Here is a 14374-nt window from a genome sequence, read left to right on the forward strand (position 1 = left end):
ATCTATCTTTTACGAATAATAATGGCTAGAATTACCCTATACTGATGTCTGAATCCAAAAAATTATTTAATAATGCTAAAAAAATAATCCCATCAGGTGTTAACAGCCCTGTTAGGTATTTTGATCCATATCCTTTCTTTACAAAAAAAGCAGATGGAGCATACATTTGGGATGTAGATAACAATCGTTACATTGACTTTTGTAATGGATATGGTGCTTTACTCTTAGGACACAGACGAAAAGAAATTATTCAATCTGTAGTAAATCAACTTTCCAAAGGTACGTTATATTGTACTCCAACTGAATCAGAAATTGAGCTCTCAAAATTAATCATTCACAACTTCCCATCTGCTGACAAAGTCCGATTGATGAATACTGGTGGTGAAGCCACCATGACTGCAATTAGGTTGGCACGTGGATTTACAAAAAAGAAAAAAATCATAAAATTCGAAGGATGTTATCATGGTGCACATGATTCTGTTTTGGTAAAAGCAGGATCCGGATCTGCACATAATGGTATCTCTGTTTCTGATGGTGGATTAGATGAAGTCTCAAAAAATACATTGGTTGCAGAGTATAACAATATTGAAGATTTACAAAATATAATTAGAAAAAATAAAGATGTTGCTGGAGTGATAGTAGAACCAATCTTAGCTAACATGGGTTTAATTTTACCAGAAAAGAATTTTTTATCTGATTTACGGAAAATCACTAAAGAAAACAATATTCCGTTGATTTTTGACGAAGTCGTTACTGGTTTTAGAGTTGCACCTGGCGGAGCCCAAGAATATTTTGGAATAAAACCTGATATCACAACAATAGCAAAAGCACTCAGTAATGGGTTTACAATTTCTGCAGTAGGTGGCAGAAAAGAGATAATGGATCTATTGTCTCCTGGAGGTAAAGTGTATCAGGCAAGTACTTTTGCAGGAAATCCAATTTCAGTAAGTGCTGCGATTAGCTCAATTAAGACAATTAACAAACTAAAAAACAAGATTTACTCTAAACTTGAAAGATTTAATCTACTGTTTACCACTGCATTAGATGATATGGCCACTGACATGAATATTCCCCATCAAATCAACTTTACATCTTCAATGTTTCAAATTTTCTTTACAAACAAGCCTGTAATTAATTATGAAACATCTAAAAAAGCTGATTCTAGAAAATTCCAAAAAATGTTTAGAACTTTGTTAAAAAAAGGCATATTCATAGCTCCTTCGCAATTTGAAGTAGTTTTTCTATCTGATGCTCATACTGAAAATGATCTAAACAAAACCCTTGATGCATATGATGCGGCATTCAAATCGGTGAAAAATTGAAATATATTGTAGGTGCTAGGGGAAGTCAATTATCCATTGCTCAAACAAATTGGGTGATATCGGAATTAAAAAAAGTTAATCATGATTGTGAATATGAGATAAAACCAATTACTACAAAGGGTGACACTGATGCTAGACCGCTATTTACAATTAATCAAAAAGGAATATTTGAAAAAGAAATTGATAAGGCTGTGGCACAAAAAGAAATAGATTTTGCAGTGCATAGTCTAAAGGACGTTCCTTCAGAACTAGATGACAGTTTAATCATTGCATCTATTCCTAAACGTGAAGTGGTAAATGATGTTTTTATCTCTTCAGACGGTTCTTCACTGGAGAATATTCGAGCAGGCGCTGTAATTGGAACAAGCTCTCTTCGTCGTGCTGTTCAAGTTTCAAGAAAAAGATCTGATGTTAAAGTAAAACCAATTAGAGGCAACATTGAAACTAGAATAAAAAAAACATCTGGTGAAGATTTTGATGCAATAGTTCTTGCACAAGCAGGTATTATGCGATTAAATGTTGATGTGCCTTATTCTACTTTATCGATAGATGATTTTTCTCCTTCTCCTGGACAAGGTGCAATTGCAATTGTTGCCCGTGCAGATGATACTCAAACAATTTCAATGCTGAAAAAAATTGAAGATGCCGATTCTAGATTGGAAATTGAAGCAGAACGTGCGTTATCTGACTATGTGGATTCTGGGTGTAGATTTCCTCTTGGGGCATATGCAAAATCAAATGGTTCTGATATGAAATTAACTGTATTTGCATTTTCTGTTGATGGTAAACAATCATTACATGTAAGCAAAACTGGGAAGAAAAATAATCCTAAATTACTTGGGAAAAGTGTTGGAGAAGAATTACAAGCAAAAGGCGTAAATGATCTTGCATTAAATTGGAGAGAAAAAGTAGAGGAATGGAATAAGACATGACAGGAAAGGTGTATCTTGTTGGTGCAGGACCAGGAGATCATAAATTAATCACATTACGTGCAGTTGAATTGCTAGAAAAAGCAGATGTTGTTCTATATGACAGACTAGTAAGCAAGAAAATTCTCTCTATGATTCCAGAGTCTGCAGAAAAAATCTATGTTGGTCGTGCTGTTGGTGATGATACGACACACCAAAACACAACAAATGATTTAATGGTAAAATATGCCAAATTAAAAAAAAATATAGTCAGATTAAAGGGAGGCGACCCAATCATTTTTGGCCGTGGTGGTGAGGAGGCAGAATTTCTTAAAGAACATAAAATAAAGTATGAAATTGTTCCTGGAATAACTTCTGGAATTGGCTCTGCAACATATGCTGGAATTCCTTTAACTCATAGAAAATATGCCTCATCTGTTGTTTTTGTTACCGGTCATGAAGATCCAGAAAAGAAAAATGAAATTGTCAAATGGAAAAACCTTGCAAAGTCTGTTGATACAATTGTAATTATGATGGGACTGTCACGAATTGATATTATTTGTAAACAACTTATCTCTGGCGGAATGGATAAAAATACTCCTGTGGCTGTAATTCAAAATGGAACTACTCCAAAACAAAAAATGATCAAAGGAACAGTCACAAATATTGCAAAAAAAATTAAAGATAATAAAATTATCCCTCCAACTAATATCATTATTGGTAAAGTAGTTGATTTATCAGAAAATATTGGGTGGAAATAATGCTTGATGGAAAAACTATTGCTATTACTAGATCAAAAGATGATGCAACCGAATTTATTCAATTAGCCCAAAAAAATAATGCAATTCCACTCACTTTGCCTACAATAGAACTTGTAAGTAAAGGTGAAAAAATAGTTGATGAGTTTTTAGAATCTGTAAAAAAATATGATCCTGATTATTCAGTGTTCATGAGTTCAAAGGCAGTTAAACTGTTATTTGATACTGCAAAACGTGTTGGAAAGTTTGAAAAATTACAGTTGGCTGTAGCAAATACTATGGTCATGTCAGTTGGTCCAAAAACTACTATTGCACTTGAAGAAGAAGGAATTAAAGTCAATTACCAACCTGCAACTTTTTCATCAGTAGGAGTAGGTGAAAAATTTACATCAATTAACGCAGTTGGAAAAAAAGTAATTGTCCCTCGTAGTGGCGCATCTACTCCGTTTCTTAAAGAACTTTTAAATAAAATTGGAATTGATGTGTTTGAGATTCATCTTTATGATGTTTGTGCATTTAGAGATACAACACAATGGAATGAATTTAGAGAACTATTCTCACAAAATAATGTTGATGGGATAGTATTTACTAGTGCATCTTCAGTTAGAGGCTTTTTTGAGATAATGTCAAAAGACTATGAAGAAAAACAACTGCTAGAAAATCTGGAAAAAATACCTGTTGTTGCAATTGGTCCTTTCACTGCTGATGAGCTCAAAAAATTTAATATAAAAAATATTGTGTCTCAGGTACACACAGTACTTGGTTCTTTTGATACTCTGAAAAAAGTATTGTCTAGATGATTTAATGCGAGCTACCTGATGTGTGCTTTTCATCTTACGCGTATACGATCGTAGTACTAAGTCCAAATGTTTAATATATCCTATTTTGGAATGAGATCTGTGAATAATTACTTGTTACTTCCACTTGTATTGAGTGTTTTTCTAATTGGAAGTATTTCTAGCTCTTTTGCTGAAATCGAATCTGTCAATGTAGTTGAAAATAAACTTGTAACTTTGCTCGGAGAAGGATATGATGACGACACTGAAAATCTTACATATCTTTGGACTCAAATTCAAGGTGACTCTGTAGTTTTATCATCAAATGTCGTTGAAGAGCCTACATTTATGGCTCCTGATGTTAAAAATGGTGAAATTAAAGTTTTAACATTTGAGTTTCTTGTAACTGATCCACAAGGTTCAACCAGTTCTGATATTGTTGAGGTTATTGTAAATTCTGTAAATCATGTTCCAAATGTTGATGCAGGGCGTGATTTACCTGCTATCCAATCCATCCATGTCATGAGCATCATTCCTACAGTTTCAGATGCCGATGATGACAAATTGACTTACAAATGGGAACAATTGTCTGGAGAACCTGTTGAATTAAGATCAACTACACAAAAACACTTAACATTTCAACCAGTTGCACTTGATTATTCGCAATTAGAACCAATAACATTCCAACTTACTGTTGATGATGGATTTGGTGGAGTTGCAAGTGACACTGTAAATGTTTACAAATACACAAACCAACTCAGAAATAATTTATTCTCAATTGAAGCTGGTCCTATACAAACAGTACATGAAGGTGATACTGTTGTTTTGAGCGTTACTGGTAAAGCATTAAACAATAATCCAATCAGCTATACTTGGGTTCAATTTATTGGAGTTTCTGTTAAACTTAGTTCATTTAGTGGAGATCAAGTAACATTTACTGCTCCTGAAGTAGGCGACTATGAAGAATTAATGTCATTTCAAGTGACAGGTTATGCTTCTGGAAGTGGCTGGGCAAATGATATTGCATTAGTTAAAGTATTACCATCCAACAGTTCTCCTGTTGCTGATGCTGGGAATGATCAACATGTTGCTACAAATGTTCTTGTAAAACTAGAGGGTACTGGAACTGATCCTGATGGTGATAACTTAAGATATGCTTGGAATCAAAAGTCTGGACTATCCATAGAACTTTATGAACGCTCTCCTTCGTCTGTTTACTTTTTCTCCCCATCTATTCGTGCTGCTGAACCACTAGTGTTTGAATTTACAGTAACTGATAATCATGGTAATTCTGATACTGATCAAGCTGCAGTGACAATCACATCTGTTAATTCTCCACCAAGTGTATTTGCTGGTCCTGATAAGAGAGTGAAAGGAGGAGATACAGTTACAATTGTCGGATCTGCAATTGACGTAGATGGCGATTCTCTTAAAACTGAATGGAAACAAATTTTTGGAAGTGCTATTAATTTTGACAAATCAAATCTAAACTTGTCTTTTACTGCTCCTGAAGTAGGTGCCTCAAGTTCTAAACGTTTAGCTTTTGAACTTACTGCAACCGACCCTCAAGGATTAAGAAATTCTGATCAAGTTGTAGTGTTTGTCACTCCTGATAATTCCGCCCCACGTGTTAATGCCGGTGCTGACATGAGTGTTGATGAAAACACAATGTCTAACTTGAAATGTACTGCAAGTGACCCTGATGGTGACTCATTAAGTTATTCTTGGAGTACCTCATCTAATGTGGAAATTGAACAAAGTAGTAATCCTAACACTTCCGTAACAATTCCAAGCGTAGTTCATGATTCTACAGTTACTATGACCTGTACTGTTACTGATGGAACTAACTTTTCTTCAGATAGTATGAATATTCTAATTACAAATACATTGAGTTTAGATATTGTATCGAATGCTGGACCTGATATGATAGTAAATGAAAATGTCGAAGTACCTCTTGACGGAAGCATGAGTTTTGATAATGAAAATCAAAATCTTTACTATAAATGGACACAAATTTCTGGAGAAAAAGTATCATTATCTTCTTCAACTAGTGTAACAACATCATTTACAAGTCCAATTGTTGCCAACAACGAAATCAAAGTTTTGTCATTTGAACTACGAGTTTATGATGACAATGAAAGAGAAAGTATTGATTCTGTAACTATTACTGTAGATCCAGTAAACTCTCCTCCAACATCATCAGCTTCAGCAAAACAGTAATTTCAAAATTCAGTTAACACAAGTAATTTTTCATTCATACCTGTTTAGTTAAATTGTGAGGTTTAGCTCAAGCTATTTAGCTCTGCCTATTTTTCCTCATGTATTTATAATATAACGGGGTTATGTTTGACATGACTACTGAAAATCTAGACATGGATTATTCAAAATATGATTTTAAAGATTCTACAGAAATGTATGTCCATCTTAGCAAGAAAGGTCTGTCTAAGGAAACTGTAATCAGTATTAGCAAAATGAAAGATGAGCCACAATGGATGCTTGATTTTAGATTACGTTCTTATGAAATTTTTATGCAAAAACCAATGCCAAATTGGGGTGGAGATCTTAGTGTTATTGATTTCCAAAATATTTACTATTATGCAAAAGCCTCTGATAAAGTAGAAAAGAACTGGGATGATGTTCCAGAAAATGTTAAAAATACTTTTGACAAACTTGGTATTCCAGAAGCTGAAAAGAAATTCTTAGCAGGAGTTGGTGCCCAATATGAATCTGAAGTTGTGTATCATAGTCTTAGAGAAGATTTAGCAAAACAAGGTGTTTTATTTTTAGATACTGATGCAGCGCTAAAAGAACATCCAGAATTATTCAAAAAATATTTTGGTAAAATTATTCCTCCAGAGGATAACAAATTTGCAGCTTTGAATAGTGCAGTTTGGAGTGGTGGCTCGTTTATCTATGTTCCACCTGGTGTCAAAGTTGACATGCCTCTTCAAGCATACTTTAGAATTAATGCAGAAAATATTGGTCAGTTTGAAAGAACATTGATCATTGTAGATGAAGGGGCAGAAGTACATTACATTGAAGGATGCACTGCTCCTGTTTATTCTTCAGAATCGCTTCACTCCGCAGTCGTTGAACTAGTTGCATTAAAAGATGCAAAATTAAGATACACGACAATCCAAAATTGGAGTAACGATGTTTACAATCTTGTAACTAAACGTGCTTATGCATATGAAGGTGCAACTGTTGAATGGATTGATGGAAACATTGGTAGCAAACTAACTATGAAATACCCTGGTGTTTATCTTATGGGTGAGAGAGCACATGGTGAAACACTATCTATTGCTTTTGCTGGTAAAGGACAACATCAAGACACTGGCGCAAAAATGGTTCATCTTGCACCTAATACCACCTCTAAAGTTACATCAAAATCAGTAAGCAGACTAGATGGACGTTCAACTTACAGAGGAATGTTAAATGTTGCAAAAGGTGCAACTGGTGTAAAATCTACTGTAAGATGTGATGCATTACTTTTAGATGATACCTCAAAAACTGATACTTACCCATACATGGAAATCAATCAAGAAGATGCAACAATTACCCACGAAGCAACTGTTGGAAAAATTGGTGATGAGCAGATTTTCTATCTTATGAGTAGAGGATTTAGTGAAGAAGAAGCACTGTCATTAATTGTTAATGGGTTCATGGAGCCATTTACAAAAGAATTACCAATGGAATATGCTGTTGAACTAAACAGACTCATCAAACTAGAGATGGACGATTCAGTGGGATAACCACTAAATTCTGATTAATCATGTCTCAAGAAATTCTTTCAAAACTAAACACTAGCCATCTTGATGAAATTTCATCATCTGGAAATGAACCTGATTGGCTGAAAAATTATCGAAAGAATTCTTTATCTATCTATGAGAGTTTACCAATAGAAACTTCTCCATTGTACAACAAATACACTGATGCAAAAAAAATGGATCCGGAAAAAGTGTCTCTTTCTATCTCCACCACTGAAACAATCCCTAGGTTTCTTTCAAAGAGACTAACTGAATTAGAAAATGAAATATGTATAATTCAAATTGGAACCAACATTCATAAAATCAATCTTCCTGATGATTTAAAATCCAAAGGATTGATCATCTCATCAATCTCTGATGCCATTAAAAATAATTTTGAATTAGTTAAAAAATCACTAGAGGCATCAAATTCAAAAGATGATAAATTTACCGCATTAAACAACGCCGCATTTAATTCAGGTATCTTTGTTCACATTCCACGAAATCTAATTGTAGATAAACCAATTCATTTTCTACTTTGTCTTTCTGAAGATGGCCATTCTACAATTTCTAGAAATATTGTATTTGCTGATGAAAGTAGCAAGGCTACGATTGTTCAGGAATTATACTCTCCAAAAATTAATACACAACAAGCATATCTTGAATTAATGAATACCACTCTTGCAGCAAATGCACAATTGGATGTAACTACTTTGCAGATGATGGATCAACACGCTGTTACTTTTTCAACAAGACGAACAGATTTGGCTCAGGATGCTAAAGTGAATTGGTATTCTGGATTGTTTGGCTCTATGTTATCCAGATACAAAATTGAATATTTTCTTAATGGTACTGGTGCATCATCTAATGATTCTGAAGTAATTTTTGGAAACAACGAACAATCATTTGATATTCAAACTAGTGTTAATCATGAGAGTCCCTCTACTGAAGGCAGAGTAGTTGAAAAATCTATTCTTAGAAATAAATCAAAATCTCTTTTCAAGGGAATGATTAGAATCAAAGAAAATGCAGTAAAATCAAACTCATTTTTGTCTGGCCGTTCAATTCTTTTAGATAAGGATGCAAAATCTGACGCAATTCCTGGACTGGAAATTTTTACTAATGATGTAAAGGCTACACATTCTGCATCTGTTGCACAAATTGATGAGGAACAAATCTTCTATCTAAAAACTAGATGTCTTAGCCATGAAGAAGCAGAAAGAACTATCGTTGAGGGATTTTTGGAGCCTCTTTCAAGAAAAATGTCTTTCCAAGTAAGAGCTTGGATCGCATATCTTATTGAATCTAAATGGGATAATAAAGAATTGACAATCAATACTGATGAAGAATTAACTAAATTTGTTGAAATTGAAGAGACTCGTTATAATGAAGACTCTGAAATAGAACAACATTACAAATATCGGTGATATTTTGTCTGATTGGATTAAAGCTTGCAACAAAGAGCAGGTAAAAGAAGGACAACTTTTTGGTTTTGTACATGGTGATAAGAAAATACTAATTGCTAATCTTAAAGGTAAAATTCACGCAACTGATTTGATTTGTACTCACGCTGATGCAGATCTTTCAACTGGATTTCTTAGCGATGAAGGTGTTAGATGTCCATTACATCTCTCTGTTTTTAATTTAGTAAATGGTGTGCCACAAAATCTTCCTGCAGAAACTCCGCTTAAAATATACAATGTTAAAATAGATGCCAACGAAATTTATGTGGAGCTTTAAAACATGCAAAGTACTGAAACGTTATTTGAAAATTTAAGAAAAGATTTTCCAATACTTACAAGAACAGTTCGAGATAACAAACAATTAGTTTATCTTGACAATGCGTCAACTACGCAAAAACCGAATCAAGTAATTGATACTATCACTGATTACTATCAAAATCATAATGCAAACATTCACAGAGCAGTTTATGCTTTAGCCGAGGAATCTACAGAAGCATATGAAGCAGTACGAGACAAAGTTGCAAATTTCATCAATGTAAAAAATCGTCAAGAAATTATCTTTGTTAGGGGAACCACCGAAGCAATTAATTTAGTTGCATATGCATGGGGTAGACCTCATATCAACGAAGGTGACATTATTGTTACTACCGAATATGAACATCATAGTAATATTGTGCCTTGGCAGCTTCTTACTCAAGAAAAACATGCTAAGTTAGAATACATTGGTATGGATGACGATGGCGAATTAATTCTAGATGATCTTGACAAATTACTTGCAACTGGTAAAGTTAAACTTGTAACTTTTAGCTTAATGTCTAACGTTCTTGGAACTATAACTGATGCTGAAACAATCATTTCAAAATGCAAGGCCGCAGGAGTTCTTACACTAATTGACGGTGCCCAAGCAGTTCCTCACATGAAGGTAGATATAGAAAAACTAGGTTGTGATTTCTTTGCATTTTCTGGGCATAAAATGCTTGGACCTACTGGAATTGGTGTTTTATGGGTTAGAAAACCTGTACTTGAAACTATGATCCCATTTCATGGAGGTGGTGATATGATAAGAGAGGTACACAAATATGAAACCACTTGGAACGATTTACCCTACAAATTTGAAGCGGGCACTCCAAATATTGCAGATGTTATAGGATTTGGTGCTGCGATAGATTATCTTACAAAGATAGGAATGGATAATGTACGGGAACATGAAATTGAATTAACAAAATATGCATTAGAAAAATTATCTGCAGTTAAGGGACTTCATATCTATGGTACAAAAGATATCTCAAAACGTGGTGGTGTCATATCGTTTAATTTTGCAGATGTCCATCCTCATGATGTAGCTCAAATTATTGATGAAGAAGGAATTGCAGTTCGTTCTGGTCATCACTGTGCACAAGTGTTGATGGAACGACTTAATGTTGCTGCTACATCTAGGGCCAGCTTTTACATTTACAATACCAAACAAGACATTGATATTCTGGTAAATTCATTAAATATTGTGGCTAAGGTGTTCAAGTTATGAGTAGTAATGCAGACATTTATCATGAAATGATAGTTGATTATTCAAGAAATCCAATAAACTACGGGCAAATTGAAAACCACGATGTGACTTTTCATGATTCAAACCCATTATGTGGAGATAGTATTGACATTGACATGAAGATTGATGATAATAAAATCACTGATATCAAATTTCATGGGAGAGGCTGTGCAATTTGTATGGCGTGTTCTTCGGTCTTGACAGAAATCACAAAAGGAAAGAGCATTGATGAAGCAAGAACTATTGAAAAACATGATGTTTTAAGTGAATTAGGTCTTGAACATCTCCAAGCAGTCAGAATAAAATGTGCCCTGCTTTCCCTCAAAGTACTCAAATCTGCTCTTTATACCTACATTGGAGCCAATCTTAAGGATGCCTCAGATGTGGATAAATTAAAAGAAGAGGCAGCAAATCTGTACTAGCATGAGTAGTTTTACTCCTACAATTCCAATTGCACTACAAATAAGAAAAATAATTTTTGAGAAATTCAATAATGTTGATACTAAATTTACAAACGATGAGATTTTTGAAATAATTAAAACAAACGGAGATGTTGATTCTTCTTGGATAATAGATGATACTGAGTCTTATTTTATGGGTATTTGTAATTCTGGTCTTGCTAGGAACATTGCCCAAAATTTTACCACTATCTGGATGAAACTATTTGATCCTCTTGAAAAGCTTCACTGTAGCACATGTAATTTTGATATCTATCTAGGAACTTCTGAAGAAAGAATTTGTCCAAACCCTTCTTGTGGTTCTTCTATTTAGATCTGTATTTTATTGCAGCATCTTCAAGTGCCTTAATCATTGGAAGTTTTTCTCCTGTGAGATACAACACTAATGCACCACCTGCTGTACTGATATGATCAATTTTTTCTGCTAACCCTTGTTTTTTTAATGCTGTTGTTAAATGACCTCCACTGACAATTGTTGTTGCCATTGAATTTGAAACTGCTTCTAACAATGCTTTTGTTCCATAACTAAAATTTTCTTTTTCAAAAAATCCTGCAGGTCCGCTGATAAATACAGTTCCTGCACCTGCAATCAATTTTGAATAATACTCTACAGTTTTTGGGCCCAAATCAAAAATTTTATCTCCTTTACCTATCTCCCTTACATCCATCTCTACTCTTTCACCATCCTTGTCAATTGCAATGTCTACTGGTGTTGCAAAAACATCAGGATATTCTCCTATTAACGAATGAGCTTTTGCTACAACTTCATCTTCTCTTTTAATCCCTAATGGTGATTTGATTCTAGCTTGTGCGCGCATAAACACATTGCCAATTAATCCTGTTAACAGCACATGATCTGCACGACCATTCTGAATCAATAATTTTATTGCCTCAAGTCTGTCCAGCACTTTTGAGCCCCCTAGAACAATTACGTGAGGTGCTTTGGCAACTGTCATTATATTATCGAGGTTTCTGACCTCCCTTTCCACTATTCTACCTGCACATGCAGGTAACACTTGTGGAAATCCCACTATTGATGGGTGTGATCTGTGAGCACTAGGAAATGAATCTAACACACACAAATCAAATAATTTTGATAATCTAGAAACCATAATTGTTTTTGCTGCATTTTCTGGTTTAAACTCATAGTTTTCTTCTGCACATAGTCTAAGGTTATCTAATAGAAGAATTTCTCCAGCTTTCAAATCTTTAATTGCTTTCTGTGCAGCTTCTCCAATAACATCTTCTACGTATTTAATTTTTTTATTCATTAATTTCTCTAAAACTTTTGCATGTTTGTCCATTCCAGTATAATCGTTATTTCCTACTCTTCCCTGGTGTGATGCTACTACCACTTTAGATTCTTTTAGTGATTGGAGTGTTTCAATAGCTTCTTCTATTCTTTTTGTACCTGAAATTTCTAATGTTTCTGGATCTATTGGGCAATTCATATCTACTCTCAAAAAAACGGTTTTTCCTTTTAGGTCAAAATCATCTAATGTGAGTACCTTCACGATTTGTCTATTCTCCACTTGGTTAAAATCTTTGAGTCGATCAGAATAATTTCTATTTTACTTCCAAAACATGATTGATGTTTACAAACCTTATCTATTAACAAAAATTAAAAGACATGTGTTTGAGGTTTAATTAATTGAAAAATTGGATTTTTGATATTAGGTCTCGTTCTTTTGTATTGTTGGCTATTTTCTTCTTGATTATTACTGCTATTGTTTATTTTGGAATTACTGAAAATTTTGATCAGAACATTATTTTGTTTTTCTCTGAACGTGTTGGAAATCCGACATTAGACATCACAATGCAGTATCTTACAGAATCTGGGGATGCATTCAATATGCTAATGTTTGGAATTTTGATGTTAATTATTCCAAAAACTAGGAGAGTTGGAATCACTTTGATGATTTTAATTGTGATTTCTACATTGTTAACAGGCTACATCAAATGCGGTGTTGACCGTGATAGACCTGATTTTGAATATGGGGGAGTATCGTTCCCAGTGTCTATAAGTAAAGATACTTTTGCATTATTTTGTGAGGGTGGGTATGATGCATCATATCCTTCAGGACACGCTGCACGATCTATGATATTTGCAATAATTCTTGGATATGCCTTATCAAATAGATTTCCACGTGGTGCGTATCTCATGTTCCTATATCCAGTATTGATTTCATTAAGCCGACTTTATGTTTTACAACATTATCCTATGGATGTAATTGGAGGAAGTATTATAGGAATTATGCTTGCAGGAGTAATGGCAAAGCGAACCAAACTTTACAAAATTCTTGATAAATCAAAAACCTAATTCCTCTAAAACCGTTCTATCTATAAACACAATTGCGTAATGTTCATCATCATGATGATATGTCCAATATTTGATGTCTCTGTTTTGATTTGTTTGTCTGAGTCCATGTGTTACTCCTGTGGTTATCGTATACCCTATTCTTTTTGCAATCTTTGATTCTTTTGGCATCAACACCCTGAATCCTTCTTTTTTTGCTTTAAATCCCAGTTTAATCATGTCTTCTACTGCTTTTAATGCGTCTTTTTCATTTTTTAGATCATATGTTTTTGATATTGGCAAATCTTTTGGATGAAATTCCATAAATCTTCTAATTTCTCTTAACTAATATTTTTTAAAAAATGCTTTTAGCGATCAAAGTAAGTTAATTTTCTTTACTGGTAAGTCAAATCATGATTATGTTTAATACTTAACCGACTCTTTTGTTTTGTTTGAATATTGGCATCATTAGAAAAACTAGTAGTTCAATTACGACAAAAGAAACAAGACGCAACCAAAATTAGACAAAAAACTGAGGAACAGTTAAAATCTGCCCGCGCTTCCGAAAAACGTTCGTTATCTGGCCTACAAACTGTTGACAAAAAAATAGAATCTGAACGTGAAACATCTGAAGACGTTTCAACTATATTGACACAAAAAACTTCACAACTAGAAAGTATTGGAAGGCTCATTGCAATGGCTGAAGAAAGATTAGCCAAGGAAAAAGAGGCAATTGAACAAATTGAGCAAGAAATTGAGTTTGCTGATAATCCAGAGGAAAAACAAAATGCTGAGGCTAGATTACGTTCATTAAATAGTCATATTGGTGAACTTGTTTCTGAAATTAAGATTAGACAAAAAACTGCAGACAAGATTTCAAATGATATTGCAAATTATTCTAACATTCAATCCAAGATCAACTCAACCATTCAAAAACAAACAAAATCAAAACCTACTTTACGGGAAACTAAGACCACAAATCATAAAACTGTTCAAAAACTTGTAGCACAATTGTCAAGACAAGTTAAATCTGAGCAATCTATTGCAAGCTCATTAGAAAGTACAACTTCTAAATTAAAATCTCTTTTAGCAAAAAAGACTGCA

15 protein-coding genes are annotated in these 14374 nt (G+C 33.9%); 13 read left to right on the forward strand and 2 right to left on the reverse strand.

Annotated features, from left to right (window positions below):
• Window positions 1–44: 44 nt before the first annotated feature.
• The 11 genes from hemL to WDZ98_RS00190 all read left to right on the forward strand — a co-directional run bounded on the left by hemL (window position 45) and on the right by WDZ98_RS00190 (window position 11287).
• Window positions 45–1322, forward strand: a complete 1278-nt coding sequence (gene hemL / locus WDZ98_RS00140; protein ID WP_368058814.1) for a glutamate-1-semialdehyde 2,1-aminomutase — start codon at window positions 45–47, stop codon at window positions 1320–1322.
• Complete coding sequence (hemC, locus tag WDZ98_RS00145; RefSeq protein WP_368058812.1) at window positions 1319–2254, forward strand: hydroxymethylbilane synthase; 936 nt, start codon at window positions 1319–1321, stop codon at window positions 2252–2254. The genes hemL and hemC overlap by 4 nt, the downstream gene beginning before the upstream one ends.
• Window positions 2251–2991, forward strand: a complete 741-nt coding sequence (gene cobA / locus WDZ98_RS00150) for a uroporphyrinogen-III C-methyltransferase (RefSeq protein ID WP_368058810.1) — start codon at window positions 2251–2253, stop codon at window positions 2989–2991. The genes hemC and cobA overlap by 4 nt, the downstream gene beginning before the upstream one ends.
• Complete coding sequence (locus WDZ98_RS00155) at window positions 2991–3788, forward strand: uroporphyrinogen-III synthase (RefSeq protein WP_368058808.1); 798 nt, start codon at window positions 2991–2993, stop codon at window positions 3786–3788. The genes cobA and WDZ98_RS00155 overlap by 1 nt, the downstream gene beginning before the upstream one ends.
• A gap of 90 nt (window positions 3789–3878) precedes the next feature.
• Window positions 3879–5984, forward strand: coding sequence for a peptidase (locus WDZ98_RS00160; RefSeq protein ID WP_368058806.1), 2106 nt, complete (start codon window positions 3879–3881; stop codon window positions 5982–5984).
• Window positions 5985–6115: 131 nt separating this feature from the next.
• Window positions 6116–7516 (forward strand): Fe-S cluster assembly protein SufB, encoded by a 1401-nt coding sequence (gene sufB / locus WDZ98_RS00165; RefSeq protein ID WP_368058804.1) that lies wholly within the window; start codon window positions 6116–6118, stop codon window positions 7514–7516.
• Window positions 7517–7536: 20 nt separating this feature from the next.
• The gene (locus tag WDZ98_RS00170; protein WP_368058802.1) at window positions 7537–8937 is read left to right on the forward strand and encodes a SufD family Fe-S cluster assembly protein; all 1401 of its coding nucleotides are present in this window, start codon (window positions 7537–7539) and stop codon (window positions 8935–8937) included.
• Window positions 8938–8941: 4 nt separating this feature from the next.
• The gene (locus WDZ98_RS00175; RefSeq protein WP_368058800.1) at window positions 8942–9250 is read left to right on the forward strand and encodes a Rieske (2Fe-2S) protein; all 309 of its coding nucleotides are present in this window, start codon (window positions 8942–8944) and stop codon (window positions 9248–9250) included.
• 3 nt (window positions 9251–9253) lie between these two features.
• The gene (locus WDZ98_RS00180; RefSeq protein WP_368058797.1) at window positions 9254–10498 is read left to right on the forward strand and encodes a cysteine desulfurase; all 1245 of its coding nucleotides are present in this window, start codon (window positions 9254–9256) and stop codon (window positions 10496–10498) included.
• On the forward strand, window positions 10495–10938 hold the full coding sequence (locus WDZ98_RS00185; RefSeq protein ID WP_368058795.1) for an iron-sulfur cluster assembly scaffold protein: 444 nt from the start codon (window positions 10495–10497) through the stop codon (window positions 10936–10938). Before WDZ98_RS00180 ends, WDZ98_RS00185 begins: the two co-directional genes overlap by 4 nt.
• 1 nt (window position 10939) lies before the next feature.
• Window positions 10940–11287: a hypothetical protein gene (locus WDZ98_RS00190; RefSeq protein WP_368058793.1), complete on the forward strand. Its 348-nt coding sequence runs from the start codon at window positions 10940–10942 to the stop codon at window positions 11285–11287.
• Here WDZ98_RS00190 and pgk read toward each other — a convergent pair.
• On the reverse strand, window positions 11280–12506 hold the full coding sequence (gene pgk, locus WDZ98_RS00195; protein WP_368058791.1) for a phosphoglycerate kinase: 1227 nt from the start codon (window positions 12504–12506) through the stop codon (window positions 11280–11282). The genes WDZ98_RS00190 and pgk overlap by 8 nt on opposite strands.
• 119 nt (window positions 12507–12625) lie before the next feature.
• Here pgk and WDZ98_RS00200 point away from each other — a divergent pair, with 119 nt between their 5' ends.
• Complete coding sequence (locus tag WDZ98_RS00200; RefSeq protein ID WP_368058789.1) at window positions 12626–13294, forward strand: phosphatase PAP2 family protein; 669 nt, start codon at window positions 12626–12628, stop codon at window positions 13292–13294.
• On the opposite strand, the gene WDZ98_RS00205 is transcribed toward WDZ98_RS00200, so the two are convergent.
• Window positions 13283–13594: a hypothetical protein gene (locus WDZ98_RS00205; protein WP_368058787.1), complete on the reverse strand. Its 312-nt coding sequence runs from the start codon at window positions 13592–13594 to the stop codon at window positions 13283–13285. The two genes, WDZ98_RS00200 and WDZ98_RS00205, sit on opposite strands and share 12 nt — an antisense overlap.
• 135 nt (window positions 13595–13729) lie before the next feature.
• Here WDZ98_RS00205 and WDZ98_RS00210 point away from each other — a divergent pair.
• Window positions 13730–14374 (forward strand): hypothetical protein (locus tag WDZ98_RS00210; RefSeq protein ID WP_368058785.1); only part of this gene is annotated, 645 nt, incomplete at its 3' end.

This window comes from Candidatus Nitrosopumilus sp., assembly GCF_040878665.1.
Lineage (GTDB): Archaea > Thermoproteota > Nitrososphaeria > Nitrososphaerales > Nitrosopumilaceae > Nitrosopumilus.

What these genes read in the sequence shown, in the direction of transcription:
- hemL (WP_368058814.1), top strand. Translation starts at nt 45, where the DNA reads ATGTCTGAATCCAAAAAATTATTTAATAATGCTAAAAAAATAATCCCA.
- cobA (WP_368058810.1), top strand. Translation starts at nt 2,251, where the DNA reads ATGACAGGAAAGGTGTATCTTGTTGGTGCAGGACCAGGAGATCATAAA.
- WDZ98_RS00155 (WP_368058808.1), top strand. Translation starts at nt 2,991, where the DNA reads ATGCTTGATGGAAAAACTATTGCTATTACTAGATCAAAAGATGATGCA.
- WDZ98_RS00160 (WP_368058806.1), top strand. Translation starts at nt 3,879, where the DNA reads ATGAGATCTGTGAATAATTACTTGTTACTTCCACTTGTATTGAGTGTT.
- sufB (WP_368058804.1), top strand. Translation starts at nt 6,116, where the DNA reads ATGACTACTGAAAATCTAGACATGGATTATTCAAAATATGATTTTAAA.
- WDZ98_RS00170 (WP_368058802.1), top strand. Translation starts at nt 7,537, where the DNA reads ATGTCTCAAGAAATTCTTTCAAAACTAAACACTAGCCATCTTGATGAA.
- WDZ98_RS00180 (WP_368058797.1), top strand. Translation starts at nt 9,254, where the DNA reads ATGCAAAGTACTGAAACGTTATTTGAAAATTTAAGAAAAGATTTTCCA.
- WDZ98_RS00185 (WP_368058795.1), top strand. Translation starts at nt 10,495, where the DNA reads ATGAGTAGTAATGCAGACATTTATCATGAAATGATAGTTGATTATTCA.
- WDZ98_RS00190 (WP_368058793.1), top strand. Translation starts at nt 10,940, where the DNA reads ATGAGTAGTTTTACTCCTACAATTCCAATTGCACTACAAATAAGAAAA.
- WDZ98_RS00205 (WP_368058787.1), bottom strand. Translation starts at nt 13,594, where the DNA reads ATGGAATTTCATCCAAAAGATTTGCCAATATCAAAAACATATGATCTA.